The organism is Cylindrospermopsis sp. CR12, from assembly GCF_001432185.1.
In the GTDB taxonomy this organism is placed as follows: domain Bacteria; phylum Cyanobacteriota; class Cyanobacteriia; order Cyanobacteriales; family Nostocaceae; genus Raphidiopsis; species Raphidiopsis raciborskii.
This window is the reverse complement of sequence record NZ_LMVE01000081.1, coordinates 12,604-31,361: the sequence shown is the minus strand read 5'-3', so window position 1 is coordinate 31,361 and position 18,758 is coordinate 12,604. Positions and strand designations below refer to the sequence as shown.

The 18,758-nt window shown below is 40.3% G+C and carries 11 protein-coding genes and 1 pseudogene; 7 read left to right on the top strand and 5 right to left on the bottom strand.

Going from position 1 to position 18,758, the window contains the following annotated elements:
- Window positions 1–37 precede the first annotated feature (37 nt).
- From ASL19_RS09245 to ASL19_RS09230, 4 genes are all read left to right on the top strand, one after another.
- Window positions 38–835 carry a PD-(D/E)XK nuclease family protein gene (locus ASL19_RS09245; protein WP_057178113.1) on the top strand — a complete coding sequence of 266 codons (798 nt, stop codon included), beginning with the start codon at window positions 38–40 and terminating at the stop codon, window positions 833–835.
- A 109-nt stretch (window positions 836–944) separates the two neighbouring features.
- A complete protein-coding gene (gene recJ, locus ASL19_RS09240; protein WP_057178112.1) occupies window positions 945–3,317 on the top strand; it encodes a single-stranded-DNA-specific exonuclease RecJ in 2,373 nt (790 codons plus the stop codon).
- A 164-nt stretch (window positions 3,318–3,481) separates the two neighbouring features.
- On the top strand, window positions 3,482–4,786 hold the full coding sequence (gene ctpB / locus ASL19_RS09235; RefSeq protein WP_057178111.1) for a carboxyl-terminal processing protease CtpB: 1,305 nt from the start codon (window positions 3,482–3,484) through the stop codon (window positions 4,784–4,786).
- Window positions 4,787–4,862: 76 nt separating this feature from the next.
- Window positions 4,863–5,558: a response regulator transcription factor gene (locus ASL19_RS09230; protein WP_057178110.1), complete on the top strand. Its 696-nt coding sequence runs from the start codon at window positions 4,863–4,865 to the stop codon at window positions 5,556–5,558.
- Between the two features lie 65 nt (window positions 5,559–5,623).
- Here the strand turns inward: ASL19_RS09230 and ASL19_RS09225 are convergent, their stop codons facing one another.
- From ASL19_RS09225 to ASL19_RS09205, 5 genes are all read right to left on the bottom strand, one after another.
- The gene (locus ASL19_RS09225; RefSeq protein ID WP_057178109.1) at window positions 5,624–7,087 is read right to left on the bottom strand and encodes a serine protease; all 1,464 of its coding nucleotides are present in this window, start codon (window positions 7,085–7,087) and stop codon (window positions 5,624–5,626) included.
- 32 nt (window positions 7,088–7,119) lie between these two features.
- A complete protein-coding gene (locus tag ASL19_RS09220) occupies window positions 7,120–7,986 on the bottom strand; it encodes an outer membrane protein (RefSeq protein WP_161808593.1) in 867 nt (288 codons plus the stop codon).
- Between the two features lie 67 nt (window positions 7,987–8,053).
- Window positions 8,054–10,618, bottom strand: coding sequence for a tetratricopeptide repeat-containing serine protease family protein (locus ASL19_RS09215; RefSeq protein ID WP_057178107.1), 2,565 nt, complete (start codon window positions 10,616–10,618; stop codon window positions 8,054–8,056).
- 95 nt (window positions 10,619–10,713) lie between these two features.
- Window positions 10,714–11,271, bottom strand: coding sequence for a COP23 domain-containing protein (locus tag ASL19_RS09210; protein ID WP_006277083.1), 558 nt, complete (start codon window positions 11,269–11,271; stop codon window positions 10,714–10,716).
- Between the two features lie 166 nt (window positions 11,272–11,437).
- The gene (locus tag ASL19_RS09205; RefSeq protein WP_057178106.1) at window positions 11,438–16,510 is read right to left on the bottom strand and encodes an FG-GAP-like repeat-containing protein; all 5,073 of its coding nucleotides are present in this window, start codon (window positions 16,508–16,510) and stop codon (window positions 11,438–11,440) included.
- A 215-nt stretch (window positions 16,511–16,725) separates the two neighbouring features.
- Here ASL19_RS09205 and ASL19_RS18605 point away from each other — a divergent pair.
- The 3 genes and pseudogenes from ASL19_RS18605 to ASL19_RS09195 all read left to right on the top strand — a co-directional run.
- Window positions 16,726–16,833, top strand: a pseudogene (locus ASL19_RS18605) (RNA-guided endonuclease TnpB family protein); the annotation flags it as partial.
- A 48-nt stretch (window positions 16,834–16,881) separates the two neighbouring features.
- Window positions 16,882–18,030, top strand: coding sequence for a DNA polymerase III subunit beta (gene dnaN / locus ASL19_RS09200; RefSeq protein ID WP_057178105.1), 1,149 nt, complete (start codon window positions 16,882–16,884; stop codon window positions 18,028–18,030).
- A gap of 121 nt (window positions 18,031–18,151) precedes the next feature.
- Entirely contained in the window at window positions 18,152–18,742 is a 591-nt protein-coding gene (locus ASL19_RS09195; RefSeq protein ID WP_006275732.1) for a peroxiredoxin, read from the top strand.
- Window positions 18,743–18,758 lie beyond the last annotated feature (16 nt).

The following is an 18,758-nucleotide window of genomic DNA, read 5'->3' as shown; positions in this document are numbered from 1 at the left end:
TAATTTTCCATATTAAACTTAGGTAAAACCCAGCAAAATGGTAGGAGTGGAACAGGAATTATTTAGAATTTCCCAGGGACATCTGAACTTAATTGAGAACTGTCCCAGGAAGTTTCAGCATACATGTTTAGATATGCTAACAACACCCACAGATCCTAAACAGGAAGAGTATAAAACATTGGGTAGTCGTTTTCACTTGCTAATGCAACAGCAAGCCATGGGACTACCGATTGAGAGTTTTATGGAGGAGGATGAGCGACTCAAAAGTTTAATATTGGATTTAACTGGAGTGATACCGGAAATCCTGACAGCGGGAAAGGAGGGGGAGACATTTCAGGAAAGTGAACATTCTAGAAATCTACAAGTGGGAGATTATTTAATAACCGTCATTTATGACCTGTTGATAGCCAACAATGAAAAGGCGAAAATATTTGACTGGAAAACCTATCGTCAACTACCAGACTTAAAGGATATCAAGTCTTTAGCCAGTCATTGGCAAACTAAACTTTACATGTATGTTTTGGCAGAAACTAGCACATACCTACCCAAAAATATATCTATGACCTATTGGTTTATCCCAGGAAAAGGGAATTCAAAAAAAATTGAGTTTAGATATAGTAATGTGGAGCATAAAAAAAACGGAAATCAGTTAAAACAGCTGCTGGAGAATCTATCTATTTGGCTAGAACAATATAAAAAAAATCAACCATTACCTCAGCAGCCAAAACATAGAAAACTTTGTGAATATTGTCCATATAGCTATCGTTGTTATGGTGAAATAGACAATCAATTACCGAGGGCAAATATTCAACCCATTCCAGAAATAGAATGTTAAAACTAAGTAGCTCCCATGAGTTACCCTACCGCTAACCCATCCTATAAATAATCGTACTCCCTACTTAACGGGTGTAATTAAATATAAGTTGACAACATAAATCAATGCCATGAAGTGGATTTTATTAGAAAACATAGAAATTCCCCAAGATTTTCTGCAAGCAGTTCAAAAACAGTATCACATCCGTCATGGATCGAAATCAAAAGCCAAATTTGTGGCGCAAATCCTATGGCAAAGAGGAATTAGAACTGAATTAGAACTAGTCAATTTTCTCGATTTTAAAAACTATCGACCTGCAAGTTCCTTTGAATTTGGAGAAGAGATGAATTTAGCAGTCAATCGGTTAAAAGCAGCAGTAATCTCCAAGGAGAAAGTAGGGATTTGGGGAGATTTTGACGCCGATGGTATTACATCCACCGCATTACTATGGGATGGATTAGGAGAGTTTTTCCCTCAGTATGAACAATTAACCTATTACATTCCCAACCGACTAACAGAATCCCATGGGTTAAATTTTGCCGGAATTGAACGTCTAGCCCAACAAGGTTGTAGATTAATAATCACCTGCGACACTGGAAGTACAAACATTGACGAGATTGTTTATGCCCAGAAATTAGGTATAGACCTAATTGTCACCGATCATCACACCCTACCAACAGAACGTCCTCCCGTCAGCGCTATTATCAATCCTCGTTACTTACCCGAAACACATTCATTATTTCATCTTTCTGGAGTTGCGGTAGCTTATAAATTAGTCGAAGCATTATATGAAACTTTGCCAGACATACCACAAAACCCCCTGGAAGATTTATTAGATTTGGTTGCCATAGGATTAATTGCTGACCTGGTACAATTGAAGGGTGATTGTCGCTATTTGGCTCAGATTGGAATTGATAAATTACACCAAGAATCTAAAAAAGGTATCTTACATAGCAGGAGACCAGGAATCAAAAAACTACTGGAACTGTGCCACAAAAATGGCGATCGCCCTATGGATATTTCTTTTGGATTAGGTCCACGTATTAATGCTGTTAGCAGGATTCATGGTGATGGAAGTTTCTGTGTAGAGCTATTAACTAGTAGAGATATTAAAAGGTGTTGTCAACTAGCACAAGAGACAGAATTAGCCAATTCTCGACGTAAATCATTGCAAAAAGATGTTCAAGAACAGGCCAGAAAAAAACTGGGGGAATTAGATTTATCTACCACCCATGTGATTGTTTTAGTAGATAGTCAATGGCCAGGTGGGGTCTTGGGTTTAGTTGCGGGTCAAATTGCTCAAGAAACAGGAAAACCAACTATCTTATTAAGTACAGATTCACTAGATAGTAAAACAAACTTAGCTCGCGGATCAGCTCGTTCAATTAACTCTATTGATTTATACCAACTAGTTCAAAAGCAGGCACATTTATTACATCGTTTTGGCGGACATCCCTTTGCTGCTGGACTAAGTTTATCTGTGGAAAATATCGGATTATTTACCGATGCGATTAACCAACAATTCCGATTATCTGTAGGGGGAATAAACCTCACACCCACAGTGCACGCGGATCTAGTAGTAACTGTGGCAGATTTAGGCAGAGAATTATTTTTAGAGCTGAAACTTATGGAACCCTGTGGTATGGGAAATCCAGTGCCAAAATTACTAATTAAGAACTGTTGGTTTGAAAATATTTCCCATGAGAAAATTCAAGATTACCAGGGGAATAAAATTCAATATCTGAAAACCAAATTTCTGATGGGAGATGATTCTAGTCAACAACGGTTTCCCGGGATTTGGTGGGGACATGATAAAAATGACCTACCCCAGGGGAGATGTGATTGTATAGTGGAAATAGATATCAATAACAATAAAGCACAACCAGAGCATCAAATTAGATTAATTGATGTCCGTCCTACTAGTGACTTAGGAATTCACTTGGAAGTTCAATCTCACAAATCGGCAATGATTATAGATTGGAGAAATCAACCAAGTGAAAATTACCACGATTCAATATTGACCATTAAACACTGTCCCACCAGCTGGAATGAGGTAAAAGGTTGGTTGAAAACTGCCATTTCTCATCAAAAACACTTAGCTTTGGCTTGGTCACAGCCCAATTATCTCACACCTGAAGAAATTTGGTTGAACTTGGTGGGTATTGCCAAATTTTTGAGTCGCACCAATCAAAAAACAACTCGGTTAAAAGTTTTGCAGAAATTGGGTATCAATGACCAGAGCTTACATCTGGGATTGGAATCTTTAAAATCTCTAGGGTTTAGGGTTGATGGTGAGGGAGAGTTTTTAAAAATCACTTACCAGAATCCAGTTACTAGTTCAATGGATTATGAATTTGGCCCTCCAGCTAGTGATTATGGAAATATTAAAACTAAAATCGACTGTTTTTGCGCAGCAATCAGGGAAGAACAATTTCAAAAAGACTATTTTACCACAGTTCCCCTATCTATCATACAGTCCATTCTTTTAGTACAAATGTTTTAAACATATTTCTTAAAAACCCCCCACCAGTTCAACAAAATGCTATAATGGGGAAGGAATTTGGGCCTTTAAAGCAAAGAGTGATCAGGGTAACACCAATATGGTTGTTGATTGTGCGGTAAGGCAAGCAAATTCTAACTCTCCACGCGTTATTAGAGATGACCTACATGAATCAATCTGCGAAACCTTACTCACCACTGCGTGTAGCCCTAGTTGGTACAATGGTTGCTACCAGTGCTACCCTGTCTTTATTTGGTCAAGCATGGAATAAACAGGTTAAAGCCGCTTTACAAGACAGTCCGAAAGCACTGGTAGACCAAGTATGGCAACTTGTCAATCGGGACTATGTTGATGGTAAATTCAATCAACAAAATTGGCAAGCAATTAGACAAAGTCTATTAAGCAAAAACTACACATCCAAGCAAGAAGCTTATGTAGCCATCAGATCAGCTCTCCAAAAACTGGAAGATCCCTACACCAGATTTATGGATCCCAAACAATTTGAAGCCCTGACTAATCAAACCTCTGGTGAGGTGACAGGTATAGGGATTCGCATGGAAATCAATGAGCAAACCAAACGCTTGACTGTGGTAGAGCCTATACAAAATTCACCAGCAGATAAAGCGGGTATTAAAGCAGGGGATGAAATTATTGCCATAAATGGTAAATCCACTAGTAAAATGAAGATAGATGAAGCATCTAGCTTGATTCGCGGTCCTGCAGGAACTGCCATCACCCTGAAAATATCCAGACCAGGAAACAGTTTTCTTGATATCAAGTTAACAAGAGCAACTATTGAAGTACCAACCGTAAGATATATTTTAAAACGAGATAATGGACGTCGTATTGGCTATATTCGATTACAAGAATTTAGTAGTCATGCAGCGGAGCAGATGGATCGGGCAATTCGAGATTTGAATAATCAAAAGGTGGAATTTTATGTATTAGACCTGCGTGGTAATCCTGGTGGTTTACTGCAAGCTAGTATTGAAATAGCACGCATGTGGTTAGATAAAGGCGGTATTGTCAAGACTGTAGATCGGGTAGGCGGTAGCGAAGAAACCAAAGCCAATGGCACTGCGTTAACTAATAGACCCCTGGCCATATTGGTAGATGGTAACTCCGCCAGCGCCAGTGAAATTCTGACCGGCGCTCTTAAGGATAATAACCGAGCAGTAGTGGTAGGTAGTCAAACCTATGGTAAGGCCCTAGTACAATCAGTTCATGAGTTAATTGATGGATCTGGTTTAGCAATCACCATTGCCCATTATTATACTCCTAAAGGCACGGATATCAACAAAAAGGGTATTACACCCGATATTCAGCTAGATTTAACTCAAGCCCAAGAACGAGAGTTAGCAGCTAATCCCAATTTAATTGGAACCTTGAGTGACCCACAGTACGCTCGTGCAATTTCCGCTATCTTGGACAGTAAATTTGCCCAACCACCACAAAAAGTTGAAAATTTCTAGATTGGAGGGTGAGAATGACTAATGATATGCTAAGTTATTAGTAATTAGGTCAACGGTAAAATAGGGAAAATTTTCAATGTCAGCACAACTGTTACTGGTAGATGATGAACCGGGGTTACGCGAAGCTGTAAAGGAATACTTACAAGAAAGCGGTTTCGGTGTTCGAGTTGCCAGTAACGCCCGCGAAGGGTGGGAATTAATACAACAAAATACTCCCGACTTGGTAATTTCCGATATTATGATGCCCCAAGTTGATGGCTATCAGTTCCTCAAACAACTGCGAGATGACCCCCGATTGGCTTCGCTACCAGTTATATTTTTAACCGCTAAAGGTATGACAGGCGATCGCATTCAAGGATATCAAGCAGGGGTAGATGCCTATTTATCAAAGCCTTTTGACCCAGATGAGCTGATCGCCATTATCAACAATTTACTAGAAAAGCGTATTTCCCAGACTACAGTTGCGGGTGAAGACAGTGAAAACATGGAAATTGCCAAGTTGGCCCATGAGATTGCCAAAATTAAAGATTTATTAACTCCTAGGATCGGTATATCTCAGACACCACCACCGTTTACAATTGATTTAACCCCAAGGGAGCAAAGCGTCTTAAATCTCGTTGCCCAAGGATTAATGAACAAAGAAATTGCTCGTAAGTTGGAAACAAGTGTTCGTAATGTGGAGAAGTATGTCAGTCGTCTATTTAGCAAAACTGGTACCAATAGTCGTACGGAACTGGTGAGATTCGCTTTGGAACATGGACTGGCTCAATAGAACTGCGATCGCGAAGCACTTCCTTATCTAAAGTTAAATCTTGCAATCGCATGATTACCCTCTTCCTAATTGCCAAGCGACAAAGATAAATTGTAATCTGCAATCATTTGAGGTTCAGCTGTGGACAGAAAAACCCTTATGGGTAAACCCCAACTCAATTTTCTAAACTGCTCAATTTCTCGGTCTGTGGGACGCTCTCCATTAGTGTAAACATACCAATTGCTAATGGGATAGGAACTTCTTCCATTAATACCTATAAGATGTCCGCGAAAATTGAGAATAGGTCCACCACTCATACCCTGGTCAATTTCACTCGTGTAACCAATTTCATAACCATCTTTAAAACTAGGTTGAGAAATAATTTCTTCCACTTCTCCAGGTCTAAATACTATTTTATCGCGCAAATTAGGATATCCAGCTGCCAAAATTCCTGCACTTTTAGCAGGATTGCGAGGACTAACTCTCTTAGGTGTACAGTAAGGTCGCTTGGAAGTAAATTCTAGTACTGCTAAATCCAGACGATTAAAAATATTTAATGCTTTAGCAGGATATACCTTAGCATCATGGGTGCGGACTCTTAACTTACTTATATCTAAGCCTGACAAAACATGGGAATTAGTTAATAGTAGATAGCGGTCTTGATTTTTGCCCACAATTGTTCCCGAACCGCTGTTTTGATTACCAATTACCTTCACAGTAATTTGATTGATCATGGTTTGTAATTGGTTTTCTGAGTACACTTGCTCAGTGTTTTGCTTTAGATTACATATAAGGGGTTCACCATCAGCTCCCAATTGCAGGGACAAAAAGGTATTGATGGGAATTCCCGCATTGAACCCAGTTTTTATTGGGGAGGGGTTTTCCCCCGATCCTGTTGCATCTGCTAGTCCATGAATAGCAATCACCTGACCATTACTATCAAATACCGGACCACCACTGTTGCCAATAAACGTGTTAGCATTGTACACTAAACTGTAACCCTCCAATGCGTCAGGATTTTTACTGACCACCTTTCCCACGGTAGCAGTATAGTTTCTCCCAGTTCCCCGCTTGCCAAAAATACTAGGAAACCCGGTGACAATAATATCCGTGCCAATTTGCACCTCATCGGAATTACCTAACTGAGCAACTGGGTAATCTTCCTTAGCTTCAAAAGTGACCGTAGCTAAGTCCGGGTCTTTAGTTCTATGCTGTTGAAATATCCGACGGGTTTTAATATTGACCGGATATTCTTGCCCAGTGTAAGTGCCAATTGTGTAACGTAAGTCCCTAGCGCAATTAACCTGTGTTGTAGATATGTCTTCACACACAACATGATTGGCCGTGAGCACGGTGTAAGTGTCACCCTTTTTATCAATAATGACACCAGATCCGCCTGGTAAATTAGTACCACTACCATATATATTGACTTGAACCGTGGTTGCTTTTAAAGTCTCTTCTATAGTTTGTGACCTTATCCTTATGGCTGTTGTTGCAGTGAGAGCTATTGATATTGCAACGGAGATAATAACACTGTTTTGTTTTATCATTAGGGAAATTGCGTTTTTAAATATGACATCAACTAGAAACCTTGCTTATAACCAATGCTCAGTCCATAGGAATTGGCAGATCCCAGTTCAATGTCAGATACGTCATTAACATTTGGTTTACTATTATAACCACCAACATTCAGGTATTTGACATCTACAAAAACACTGCGTTTCTTGGCAATTTCATATTGAACTCCCAATTTCAACTGATAGGATAGGGAAGTACCACTTACGGTAAATGAATCACCGGATTGAGGTTGTTTGATATTACCCCCATTGAAACCAACACCCACACCAGCACCAAGGTAAGGACGTAATCTGGAACCGGTAAAGACATCATAGTAGCCATTGAGAAGGACTGTTACTCTATCTATATTGCCCTCCAAAGGTTGAGAACTATTATTAACCTTGTATTTAATACCATTGATAACAGTAGAGGTGTAACCCAATTCCAGTTCAGTTCGAAAAAGTTTCCACTGGTAACCTCCCGCTACATTAAATCGAAAGGGAGAAACTAAACTGAGGTCTCCTGGTACTTGACCAGTTATGTTTCTGGTCACCTTGATGGGAATATCACTTTGAGAGCTAAACAGTCCTGAACTACCACTTACATACCAATAATTATTTACAGGTAACCTATAACTTTGAGAAGGGTCAATTACAGCATCCTGATCTAACCTAATCTCCTGTGTAGAGGATTCATTAGTTTGAGCCAAACTAGAACCATCAGGTTGCACCCCTGGGGACTGGGTAATAATCAAGTCAGCTGCTTTTCCTGAGACTTGTTTCCCCTGACCATTGCTATCTTGGGTATGGTGGTCACATATCTCTTCTCCCCAAGCAGGGGTAGCTACACACAGAGTAGCTAATATCATGGGTAGATACAGGGAATTTTTCATGGTCTGGGTTAGTAATTTGGTTGATTGGGTTTGGAAAATAGTTTTTGGGATTATGGTATATTCAGGACTAAAATCCTTGAAGAATACTGACGGTTTCCCTATAGTCAGCATTCCTCCTTTGGTCTTGAAATAGTCTTGCTGCTTGCTGCAAGTTTTCCCGTGCTTTTTGGATATCACCAAATTGAGCATACACCTCCCCAAGATGCTTATAGCCTCGTGCATAACGAGGTTCTAAGGTAACCACCTTGCTAAAATCGTTCAAAGCTAATTGCCACTGTTCATTGTTGTAGTAAGCAACTCCCCTATTGTTATAGTATAGTGGGTATTGGGGGTCAATCTCTATAGCTTTCGTGTAGCTGGATATAACTGAATTCCATATACCCTTGTTGTAGTAGACAAATGCGCCATTGGCATAGGCGTGAGCATATTGGGGATTACCTTCTAAAGCCCTCTTAAAGTCAACCAGAGCTAACTCCCACTTTTTATTACGACTGTAAACAACCCCGCGATTATTGTAAAAAGGAGCAATAGGATTGATTTCAATAGCTTTACTTATTGATTCTTCTGCTTGAGCATATCTTTTAGCATCCATGAGAATCAAGAACTTTTGATTATACAGACGAGAGTCATTAGGTTGTAACTTAATTGCTTGATCAACTTCTGTTAAAGCCAAATCTAGTTGCTTCAATTCTCGATAAATTACACTCAAATAAAACCGGGCTGGGACAAAATCTGGTCTACTTTCCAGAACTTGTTTAAAAGCAGTTATCGCCTCTTCATACTGTTTATTGCCATAATGTCCTAGACCCTTACCATAATAGCCAAGATAAACAAAATCAGGTTTTTGCTCAATTGCCTGTTCAAAAGCCTGTATAGAGTCATTATAACGACGTAAGCGCCACAGTTGATTTCCCCGTTCTAACCATTGACTAGCGCTGGTATTAGTCTTAGTTACATCCACAGATAGGATTGCATTTCTAATAGATTCCACCTCCGTAGCAGTCAATTGTGGAGGGGGAGTAGTTTCTAAAATTTGGGGCTGAACATTTATCCGACTAGCCACAGCCAAAAACGTACTAGTAGGAATACCCAGACTATTACCTATTTGCACCTTATTTCCATCACTAGTACCACTATCACCAGTTATTGCATCGTATGCGTGTTCCCCCTCAGATTTGCCGTGAATACCAATCACCCTTCCCTGGGAATCTAACACTGGGCCCCCACTCATACCACCGAAGGTGATAGTAGTATAAACCAACTCATATCCTCCAGCCAAAGAAGCAGCACTCTGGGTCACACTGTTTAATCCACCCGCACTACTGTTAGGTAAATCTAGCTGACTAGTAGTAGTTAATAGTCCTCTTTCCTTACTGTAAACCTGACCCAAACTAAAACGCCAATCGGATTTTTCCTTTAATTTAGGGTAACCTGTGGTAAACACATAATCATCAGTGGTGGGGTTATAATTGGCTAGGGTAGCTACGGGATAATTTTCTCGACTGTTAAATTTAACTACTGCTAAATCCACCCCCGGTTGAAATTGAATAGTGCTTTTATCTATAGGATATACATTACCATCATGGGTCATTAACTTATAGTTAAAATTTCCACAGGGTTGGGCAACTAATTGTCTTTCACAAACCACATGGTTAGCAGTCAAAACAGTATAAACATCCCCATCTTTGGCAATAATTACCCCTGAACCATTAGATTCACTGCTGCTGTCAATTTTAACAGTAATTTTTTTAGCCTTTGCTTCTACTTCTTGTAACCAACCTACTAATTTAGATTCGGGAACAATCTGTTTAATCCTGGGTATGGGCAATCTATATGCAACCATCAGTTCCGGTTCAATTTGAGCTAAAACCGTTTTCAGAGTAATTCCCCAGCTTAGCTTACGCAATTCTCGCAGCTCAGAAAAAGTAGGACGTTTGCCATCTGCATATACATAGGCATGATTTAACACCGGATAGGGAGCCATAGCATTAATACCAACTAATTCCCCATCCCTATTAATAATGGGACCACCACTCATTCCCTGTTCGATATCACTGGTGTAACCAATTTCATAGCCCTTTTTAAAAACCAGTTCAGTAATTTTTTCCACCATTCCCTCTTTGGAGATAAAAGAATTATCCCCACCGGAATAACCAGCAGCTATAATTGGTAGTTGTTTATTAATCTCATTATTGGCGATTTTGGGCAAACAATAGGTTTTATTGGAAGTAAATTTTAGGATAGTTAAATCCAGATTATTTTCCTGAAAATTGACATTAGGAATTATTTGAGCAGGATATACCTGACCATCAATTGTTTCCACACGAATATTATTTAGATTAGCACCCACCAGAGTATGGGAATTAGAAGCCACCAGATAGTTATTACCTTGACGAGCCAAAAGGGTTCCCGAACCCCCATTATTATCGCCAATTACCTTAACCGTAATTTGACGGAGGATAGCTTCTTGTTGTTGAGGAGAATAAGCACCATCCTCCCCCTCCTTTTCTGGATTACAGTTCACAGATTGACTTTGATCTATAGGACTAGGAACTTGTGTTAGACCAGCCAAATTTAGACCAGGGGAGAATAGTAAAAGCAAAGAAGAAATAATAGTGAAGTAAGGCTTCATAGTATTACACAGGAAAAAATACGCCTAGGGAATTACATCCGACCGTCAATCAACAATTAATTTGTTCCCAGAGTGAACCTGGGAACAAAACATACTTACTTTTCAAGACCCATATCAGGTGCTTGTTGTAAGAAACTAGACATATTCAGGAACTTGCGATTATTAGCACTTTGCACAATAGGTTGAGAACTTGCGCCAACCAAGATATTACCCATGCGGTCTAGAACTTGAGCAGAATCACTACTAGATCTCAAGGTAAACAATTGGTTGTTGTTATTGCAAAGTTCTTCTTGTGACTGCACAGCGCAAATTACAGAGGAACCATTATTTACACCAGTTGCCAAATACTGTAGTTGACCCGACTCTTGAAACTTCTGGAACTTCCCAGAAACCACCTCGCAGCGTTTCTGAGGGGTCCATTGTTTGAAACCTTCACTTTTCCAATTAATAATGTACACATACTTTTTCCGTTGGGGAATCCAAGCCACGGTTGCGGGAGCTTGACTACCATTTCTATCCACTGCGGATACCTTGCAAGAGAAGGTAACGTCACCGGAAATATTACCAACATCCTGGCTAAAAGTGGGTACTGCGGTTGCAGTTAGGGTCAGGGCGCTGATTCCTAAAGCAGTGCAGAGTGATCTTAGTTTCATGATTTTTACATCCTGGATTAACAATGACTGATTAAAACTGGCAAAAATAACGACGGACTCTTGTGGACACTCGTGTGAGGTTTCTCCCCTAAGCAAATACTCCCCCAGTAACAGTGTAGCATATTTTATAGAATTGGGGGAGAAAATCTTGTTAAGTTATGTTAACTTAACCAAAGGAGAACACGGTGTCGTTGAAGTCTCTATCACTGACATTTAGGGGTAAATCTTCAAAGCCAAAGATACCGTTACCAAAGTGCTTAATTTGACTCATACCACCTGGATTTGCTGCGCCAAAGCTAAAATAGGCAACAGATTTGTCTTGATATTCAGCAGAGCTATTGCTGCGCTTTATAATTTCCCCAATTTCCGCAGTAATATCTTTACTGCCAATGTTAGCAATTAAGAAAGGAGCAAGGTACCTAACATCATTAATTTTTGATGGATCTCCCACTGGTGTTTGGTTTTGAGCAAAAACGCCATTGGTAGTAATATTTGTAGCTGACCCCCCTGCTTTGACATAAAAATTTTGAACCCTTCTGCTCAGAGCAGCTTCCGCATAACCAGGGTCTCCAGGGAAAAAACCATTCACAGCTCCGGTGTTAGGATCATCTACTTCATAGAGTCCCAAGAAGTTGGTGAAGACAGAATTTGTGAGATTTAGGGCGCTGTCTAGTTTTGCTCTGACAGTAGGAGAGTTGTAGTCCAAAAATTGGTAGCTTAGTTTAGACAATTCTTCTCCTGGCTTGATATTTTTTGGAAGCATTTCCATATTTTTTGGTATCGAGGTAATAAGAGGAACTCGCTCCTGCTTTGCGTCTCGGATAATCCCCTTCACTGGTGTATTTGTACCAACAGTGTATTCTTGCGATTGCAATAAGGTCAATTCTAAAGTTTCATCCCCTTCACTGCTCAGATCTTGTCTAGTGGTAATCTCGAGTTCTACCTTATTCTTATGCTTCTTAAAGACAGCTGACCCTGATATTATACCAATGTAGTCGCTAAAATCTGCAGTACCTCCTCTATCATAAGTAACTGTTAATTCTTGGGTTAGATCCCCTGTGCGGGTAAAAGTATATACTAGTTTTTCACCCTCTTTCACTATGGTGTTTGATACTGCTAGGGTAATGTCTGGTAGACCTGTTGGAGATAAAGTAGCGGTAAAGAATGTTTTATCTCCTGATGATGTGTTTCTGTACACTTGAGAAATTCGCCCATAATCGGACTCCCCTGTTAAGAGCAAGTCTTGGCGACCATCACCATCGTAATCTCCCCAATTCACCGAACCCAATGCTAAACCAGGAAGGGAAATAGAGTTGTCTTCTTCAAATTTACCATCCTTGTTTTTTTTGTACAGTTTAGAAATCCGACCATCTGATGATAAACCAGTTAAGATAAAATCCTGCTTTCTATCGCCATCATAATCCGCCCATGCTACTGAACTATCTCTGACACCGGGAAGGGAAATAGAGTTGTCTTCTTCAAATTTACCATCTTTGTTTTTTTTATACAGTTTGGCAACAGACTTTGAACCATCCCAACCAGTTAATAGGAAATATTCTCCATCCTTAGACCAGGCTACTGAACCATTTTCTACACCTGTAACAGGATTATCAGTAACAAGTAGTCTTCTAGAACCGTTTTCAACGCTATTTTTATAAACTCTAGAAACTAAACCCGATGCTGACTGACCAGTTAGGAGTAAATATTCCCCATTCTCGGACCATGCTACAGAACTATTATACACACCGGTCAGAGAAACATTAGAAGGTTCTTTAAATCCATTGCCTGTGTTTTCATACAGTTTTGCAACGGACCTTGAACCATCCCAACCAGTTAGCACGAAATCCTGATCCCCGTCTTTGTCATAATCCGCCCATGCTACTGAACTATTTCTAACACCGGGAAGGCCTTTTGGTGTCTTATCTTCAAACCCATTACCTGTGTTTTCATACAGTTTGGCAATGGGATTTGAACCATCCCAACCAGTTAATAGGAAATATTTTCCATCCTTAGACCATGCTACTGAACCTCCTATCACACCGGGAAGATCTTGGCTTTCTTTAAACAACCCATTTCCCTCGCTGGTGTAGAGTTTAGCAATGGGCTTTGAACCATCAAAACCAGTTAGTAGGAAATATTTTCCATCCTTAGACCATGCTACTGAACTATCTTCTACACCAGGAAACTTATCGATTTTACCGATACCGATATCGGTAGCATCTTTAAACCCATTACCTGTGTTTCTATACAGTTTGGCAATTGGAGTGAAATCTGATGAGTAACCAGTTAGTAGGAAATCCTGCCTTCCATCCCCATCATAATCTGCCCATGCTACTGAACTATCAGAGACACCGGGAAGGGGAACAGTAGTATCCTCTTCAAACCCATTACCTGTGTTTCTATACAGTTTGGCAATTTGACCATCTGATGAGTAACCAGTTAGTAGGAAATCCTGCTTTCCATCCCCATCATAATCCGCCCATGCTACTGAACTATATCCTACACCGGGAAGGGAAACGTTAGTATCCTCTTCAAACCCATTACCTGTGTTTCTATACAGTTTGGCAATTGGAGTGAAATCTGATGAGTAACCAGTTAGTAGGAAATCCTGCTTTCCATCCCCATCATAATCCGCCCATGCTACTGAACTATCTCTGACACCGGGAAGGTCTTTTGGTGTCTTCTCTTCAAACCCATTACCTGTGTTTCTATACAGTTTGGCAATTGGAGTGAAATCTGATGAGTCACCAGTTAGTAGGAAATCCTGCTTTCCATCCCCATCATAATCCGCCCATGCTACTGAACTATATCCTACACCGGGAAGGGAAACGTTAGTATCCTCTTCAAACCCATTACCTGTGTTTCTATACAGTTTGGCAATTGGAGTGAAATCTGATGAGAAACCAGTTAGTAGGAAATCCTGCTTTCCATCCCCATCATAATCCGCCCATGCTACTGAACTTGCTGCAACACCGGGAAGGGAAACGTTAGTATCCTCTTCAAACCCATCACCTGTGTTTCTATACAGTTTGGCAATTCGACCATCTGATGAGGAACCAGTTAGTAGGAAATCCTGATCCCCGTCTTTGTCATAATCCGCCCATGCTACTGAACTATATTCTACACCGGGAAGGCCTTTTGGTGTCTTATCTTCAAACCCATTACCTGTGTTTCTATACAGTTTGGCAATGGGATTTGAACCATCAAAACCAGTTAGTAGGAAATCCTGCTTTCCATCCCCATCATAATCCGCCCATGCTACTGAACTATATTCTACACCGGGAAGGTCATCATTTTCAATAGTGCCAGTTACAGGGGTGGTTGTACCAACAGTATAACCATCTCCCTCAACTAAAGTTAACCTTACAGTTTCATTAAACTCAGATAAATTGTCTGCAGTGGGATTAATCTCGAGTTTTACCGTTGGACTATTCGCTGTGAACTTGATGGTTTTTCCCTCTCCCGGGGTGGCACCAATGTAGTCTCTTGCATCCGCAGTACCTCCTATATTAGCAGTACCTCCTATATTACCTATATTATAAGTAACTGTTAACTCTTGGGCTAGATCTCCTCTGCGGGTGAAAGTGTAAACCAAATTTTCCCGACCATCTTCGTTTACTATAGTAGGCGACACAGCTAGGGTCACATCATTGATTTCGTTTGGTTCAGATAGAGTTTCAGTGAAACCATTACCTGTGTTTCTATACAGTTTGGCAATTGGACCATCTGATGAGTCACCAGTTAGTAGGAAATCCTGATCCCCGTCTTTGTCATAATCTGCCCATACTACTGAACTAAATACAACACCGGGAAGGGAAACGTTAGTATCCTCTTCAAACCCATTACCTGTGTTTCTATACAGTTTGGCAATTCGACCATCTGATGAGGAACCAGTTAGTAGGAAATCCTGATCCCCGTCTTTGTCATAATCCGCCCATGCTACTGAAATAAATACAACACCGGGAAGGGAAACGTTAGTATCCTCTTTAAACCCATTACCTGTGTTTATATACAGTTTGGCAATTGGAGTGAAACCTGATGAGAAACCAGTTAGTAGGAAATCCTGATCCCCGTCTTTGTCATAATCCGCCCATGCTACTGAACTATATTCTACACCGGGAAGGGAAACCGTAGTATCCTCTTCAAACCCATTACCTGTGTTTCTATACAGTTTGGCAATTGGACCACTTGATGAGTAACCAGTTAGTAGGAAATCCTGGTTTCCATCCCCATCATAATCCGCCCATGCTACTGAACTATATTCTACACCGGGAAGGGAAACCGTAGTATCCTCTTCAAACCCATTACCTGTGTTTCTATACAGTTTGGCAATTGGACCACTTGATGAGAAACCAGTTAGTAGGAAATCCTGCTTTCCATCCCCATCATAATCCGCCCATGCTACTGAACTTGCTGCAACACCGGGAAGGGAAACGTTAGTATCCTCTTCAAACCCATTACCTGTGTTTCTATACAGTTTGGCAATTGGACCACTTGATGAGAAACCAGTTAGTAGGAAATCCTGATCCCCGTCTTTGTCATAATCCGCCCATGCTACTGAACTATATTCTACACCGGGAAGGGAAACCGTAGTATCCTCTTGAAACCCATTAACTGTGTTTATATACAGTTTGGCAATTGGACCACTTGATGAGTAACCAGTTAGTAGGAAATCCTGCTTTTTATCCCCATCATAATCCGCCCATGCTACTGAACTAAATCTAACACCGGGAAGGGAAAGACTACTAGACTGTTCAACATGAACTTGCTGACCATTGAGAGTAATGATACCAAAATCGCTCTCAGTCCTGAGTTTCCGTAAAGCCTGATCATCCAAACTATTACCCACCACCAACTCAGCAAAAATCGCCCCCTCATCTCCCTCACTATCCTCAACATTAAGCTGACCATCAACAAAATGCCCAACTTCCTCCAAAATCACCCGACCAATAACTTCCGCAGTATTATTAGTAACAAAATTCCTTGATAAGTAAATCTTATTTGTCTCTCGTGCATAAGCCCCATAAGCACTACCAAGAATGCCACCATCCAGAATCTCAATCTGAGGAATTTGCGTAAAATTAACCTGTTGCCAATGTAACTTTAACTTTTCCGCAATGTCACGGTCATAGTTATTGCCAAAAGCAGTAGACAGTACCTGGTAATAGTTGCTGGACTCAGAAAAATAAGAAAGCTGAGTGTAGACCAGACTCAAAGCTTGATTAATTAGGGGAGTCATAAGGGGGAATTCAGTTATATGTTTATGTTAGTTCAAAGATTCGGTCAAATTATGTAGTAGTTGATAAAACAACACAACATCACTATAACATAAAAACAATTCCAAGACACAACAAATAATCTGAGGAATTTGTTTCACCAAAAATCTAAGGATAGTAATTGGTTTTCATCAAAAAATACAGGTTTAAAACTGCTACTCCCCTATAGCATACATTACCTAAGTTTCTACGCAAAGCTGAACGCAAGTTAAAATCTGCGAAACGTCGTGTCTCTCGTCTGAAGAGAGGTTCTAATCGCCGTAAAAATTGGAAGCATAAGCTAGGATAGCGGAAAATTTGCTAGGATGATCCTTCACTATTTGTGTTCAGATTTATGAAATTAATTTGCTCTCAAAGCGATCTTAGTACCAATCTCGCCCTGGTCAGTCGTGCAGTACCATCTAGACCTACCCATCCCATATTAGCTAATGTACTCTTGCAAGCGGATGTAAATACGAATCAAGTTAGTTTAACAGCTTTTGATTTAAGCTTGGGTATTCGTACTAGTTTCACTGCGGAGGTGATAGAAGGTGGAGCAGTTGCTCTCCCTGCTAAAATCTTAGTGGATATTACTTCCCGTTTACCAGAGGGGGATATTACCCTAGATGACCAATCGGGAGACTCTACTACAGAAGGTATAAATTTTATTCTAAAGCCCAAAAATGGTAAGTATGAACTTAGGTCCATGGGGGCAGAAGAATTTCCTGAATTACCCTTAATTGAGAGTTCCAATCCTATCCAAATAACCACTGCAGCTCTAGTTGAGGGTTTAAAAGGTTCATTATTTGCTACTAGTAGTGATGAAACCAAGCAGGTTCTAACAGGGGTACATTTAACAGTTAAACAGGATGTCTTAGAGTTTGCAGCTACGGATGGACATCGGTTGGCGGTTTTAGAAACCATTAATGAACGTCCCCTGGAAAATGATGAACAACTGGAAGTGACCGTACCTGCTAGGGCATTACGAGAACTACAAAGAATGCTAAACCATAGTGCTTCAGAAGAGGCAGTATCTTTATGTTTAGACGAAGGTCAAATAGTATTTGCTTGGCAAAATCAACGTTTAACTAGTCGCACCCTGGAGGGTCAATACCCTTCCTATAGACAATTAATACCTCGTCAGTTTGAAAGACAACTGGTGTTGGAAAGGAAGCAGTTTATTAGCACTTTGGAACGAATTGCCATATTAGCTGACCAGAAAAATAATATTGTTAAAATCAGTATGAATACTGGAGACCAGGAAATTACTTTATCTTGTGAAGCCCAAGATGTGGGTAATGCCACTGAGTCAATGCCCGCACAAATTTCCGGAGAGGATATTGATATTGCCTTTAATGTCAAGTATCTCCTAGAAGGACTGAAGGAATTGCCATCTACGGAAATTCAGATGCACTTGAATCAAAATCTCACCCCGGTGATTTTTACTCCCCTAGGTGGTTTAAAGATGACCTATTTAGCTATGCCCGTACAGTTGAGAAATTAAATTTAGTATTTAACTACTCAAAATCGTAATGACTGTGATATAGTTGGAATAGACTGTAAATAAACTGTCACAAAACCCACGCCGAAAATTTGATACAATGTGCTGAAGGAGAAGTACTTTAATGACTAGTCTTCGTGTTGGCCAACAGGCTCCCGATTTTACAGCCACAGCTGTGGTAGACCAAGATTTTAAGGCTGTCAAACTTGCTGAATATCGTGGCAAGTATGTGGTTCTGTTTTTCTATCCCTTGGATTTTACCTTTGTTTGCCCCACTGAGATCACAGCATTTAGCGATCGCTACGAAGAGTTTAAGAAATTGAACACAGAGGTATTAGGTGTTTCTGTGGATAGTGAATTTTCTCACTTGGCGTGGATTCAAGCAGACCGCAAATCTGGTGGTGTTGGCGATTTGAACTATCCCCTGGTTTCAGATATTAAAAAAGAAATTAGCACTGCTTACAATGTTCTTGACCCCGATGCTGGGATTGCTTTGCGTGGTTTGTTTATCATTGACAAGGATGGGGTTATTCAACACGCTACCATAAATAACTTGGCTTTTGGTCGCAGTGTGGATGAGACTTTGCGTACTTTGCAAGCAATTCAGCATGTACAATCACATCCTGATGAAGTTTGTCCAGCTGGCTGGCAACCGGGTGAAAAGACCATGATTCCTGATCCTGTGAAGTCCAAAGTGTACTTTGCAGCAGTATAGAGTAAAATAGACCAGC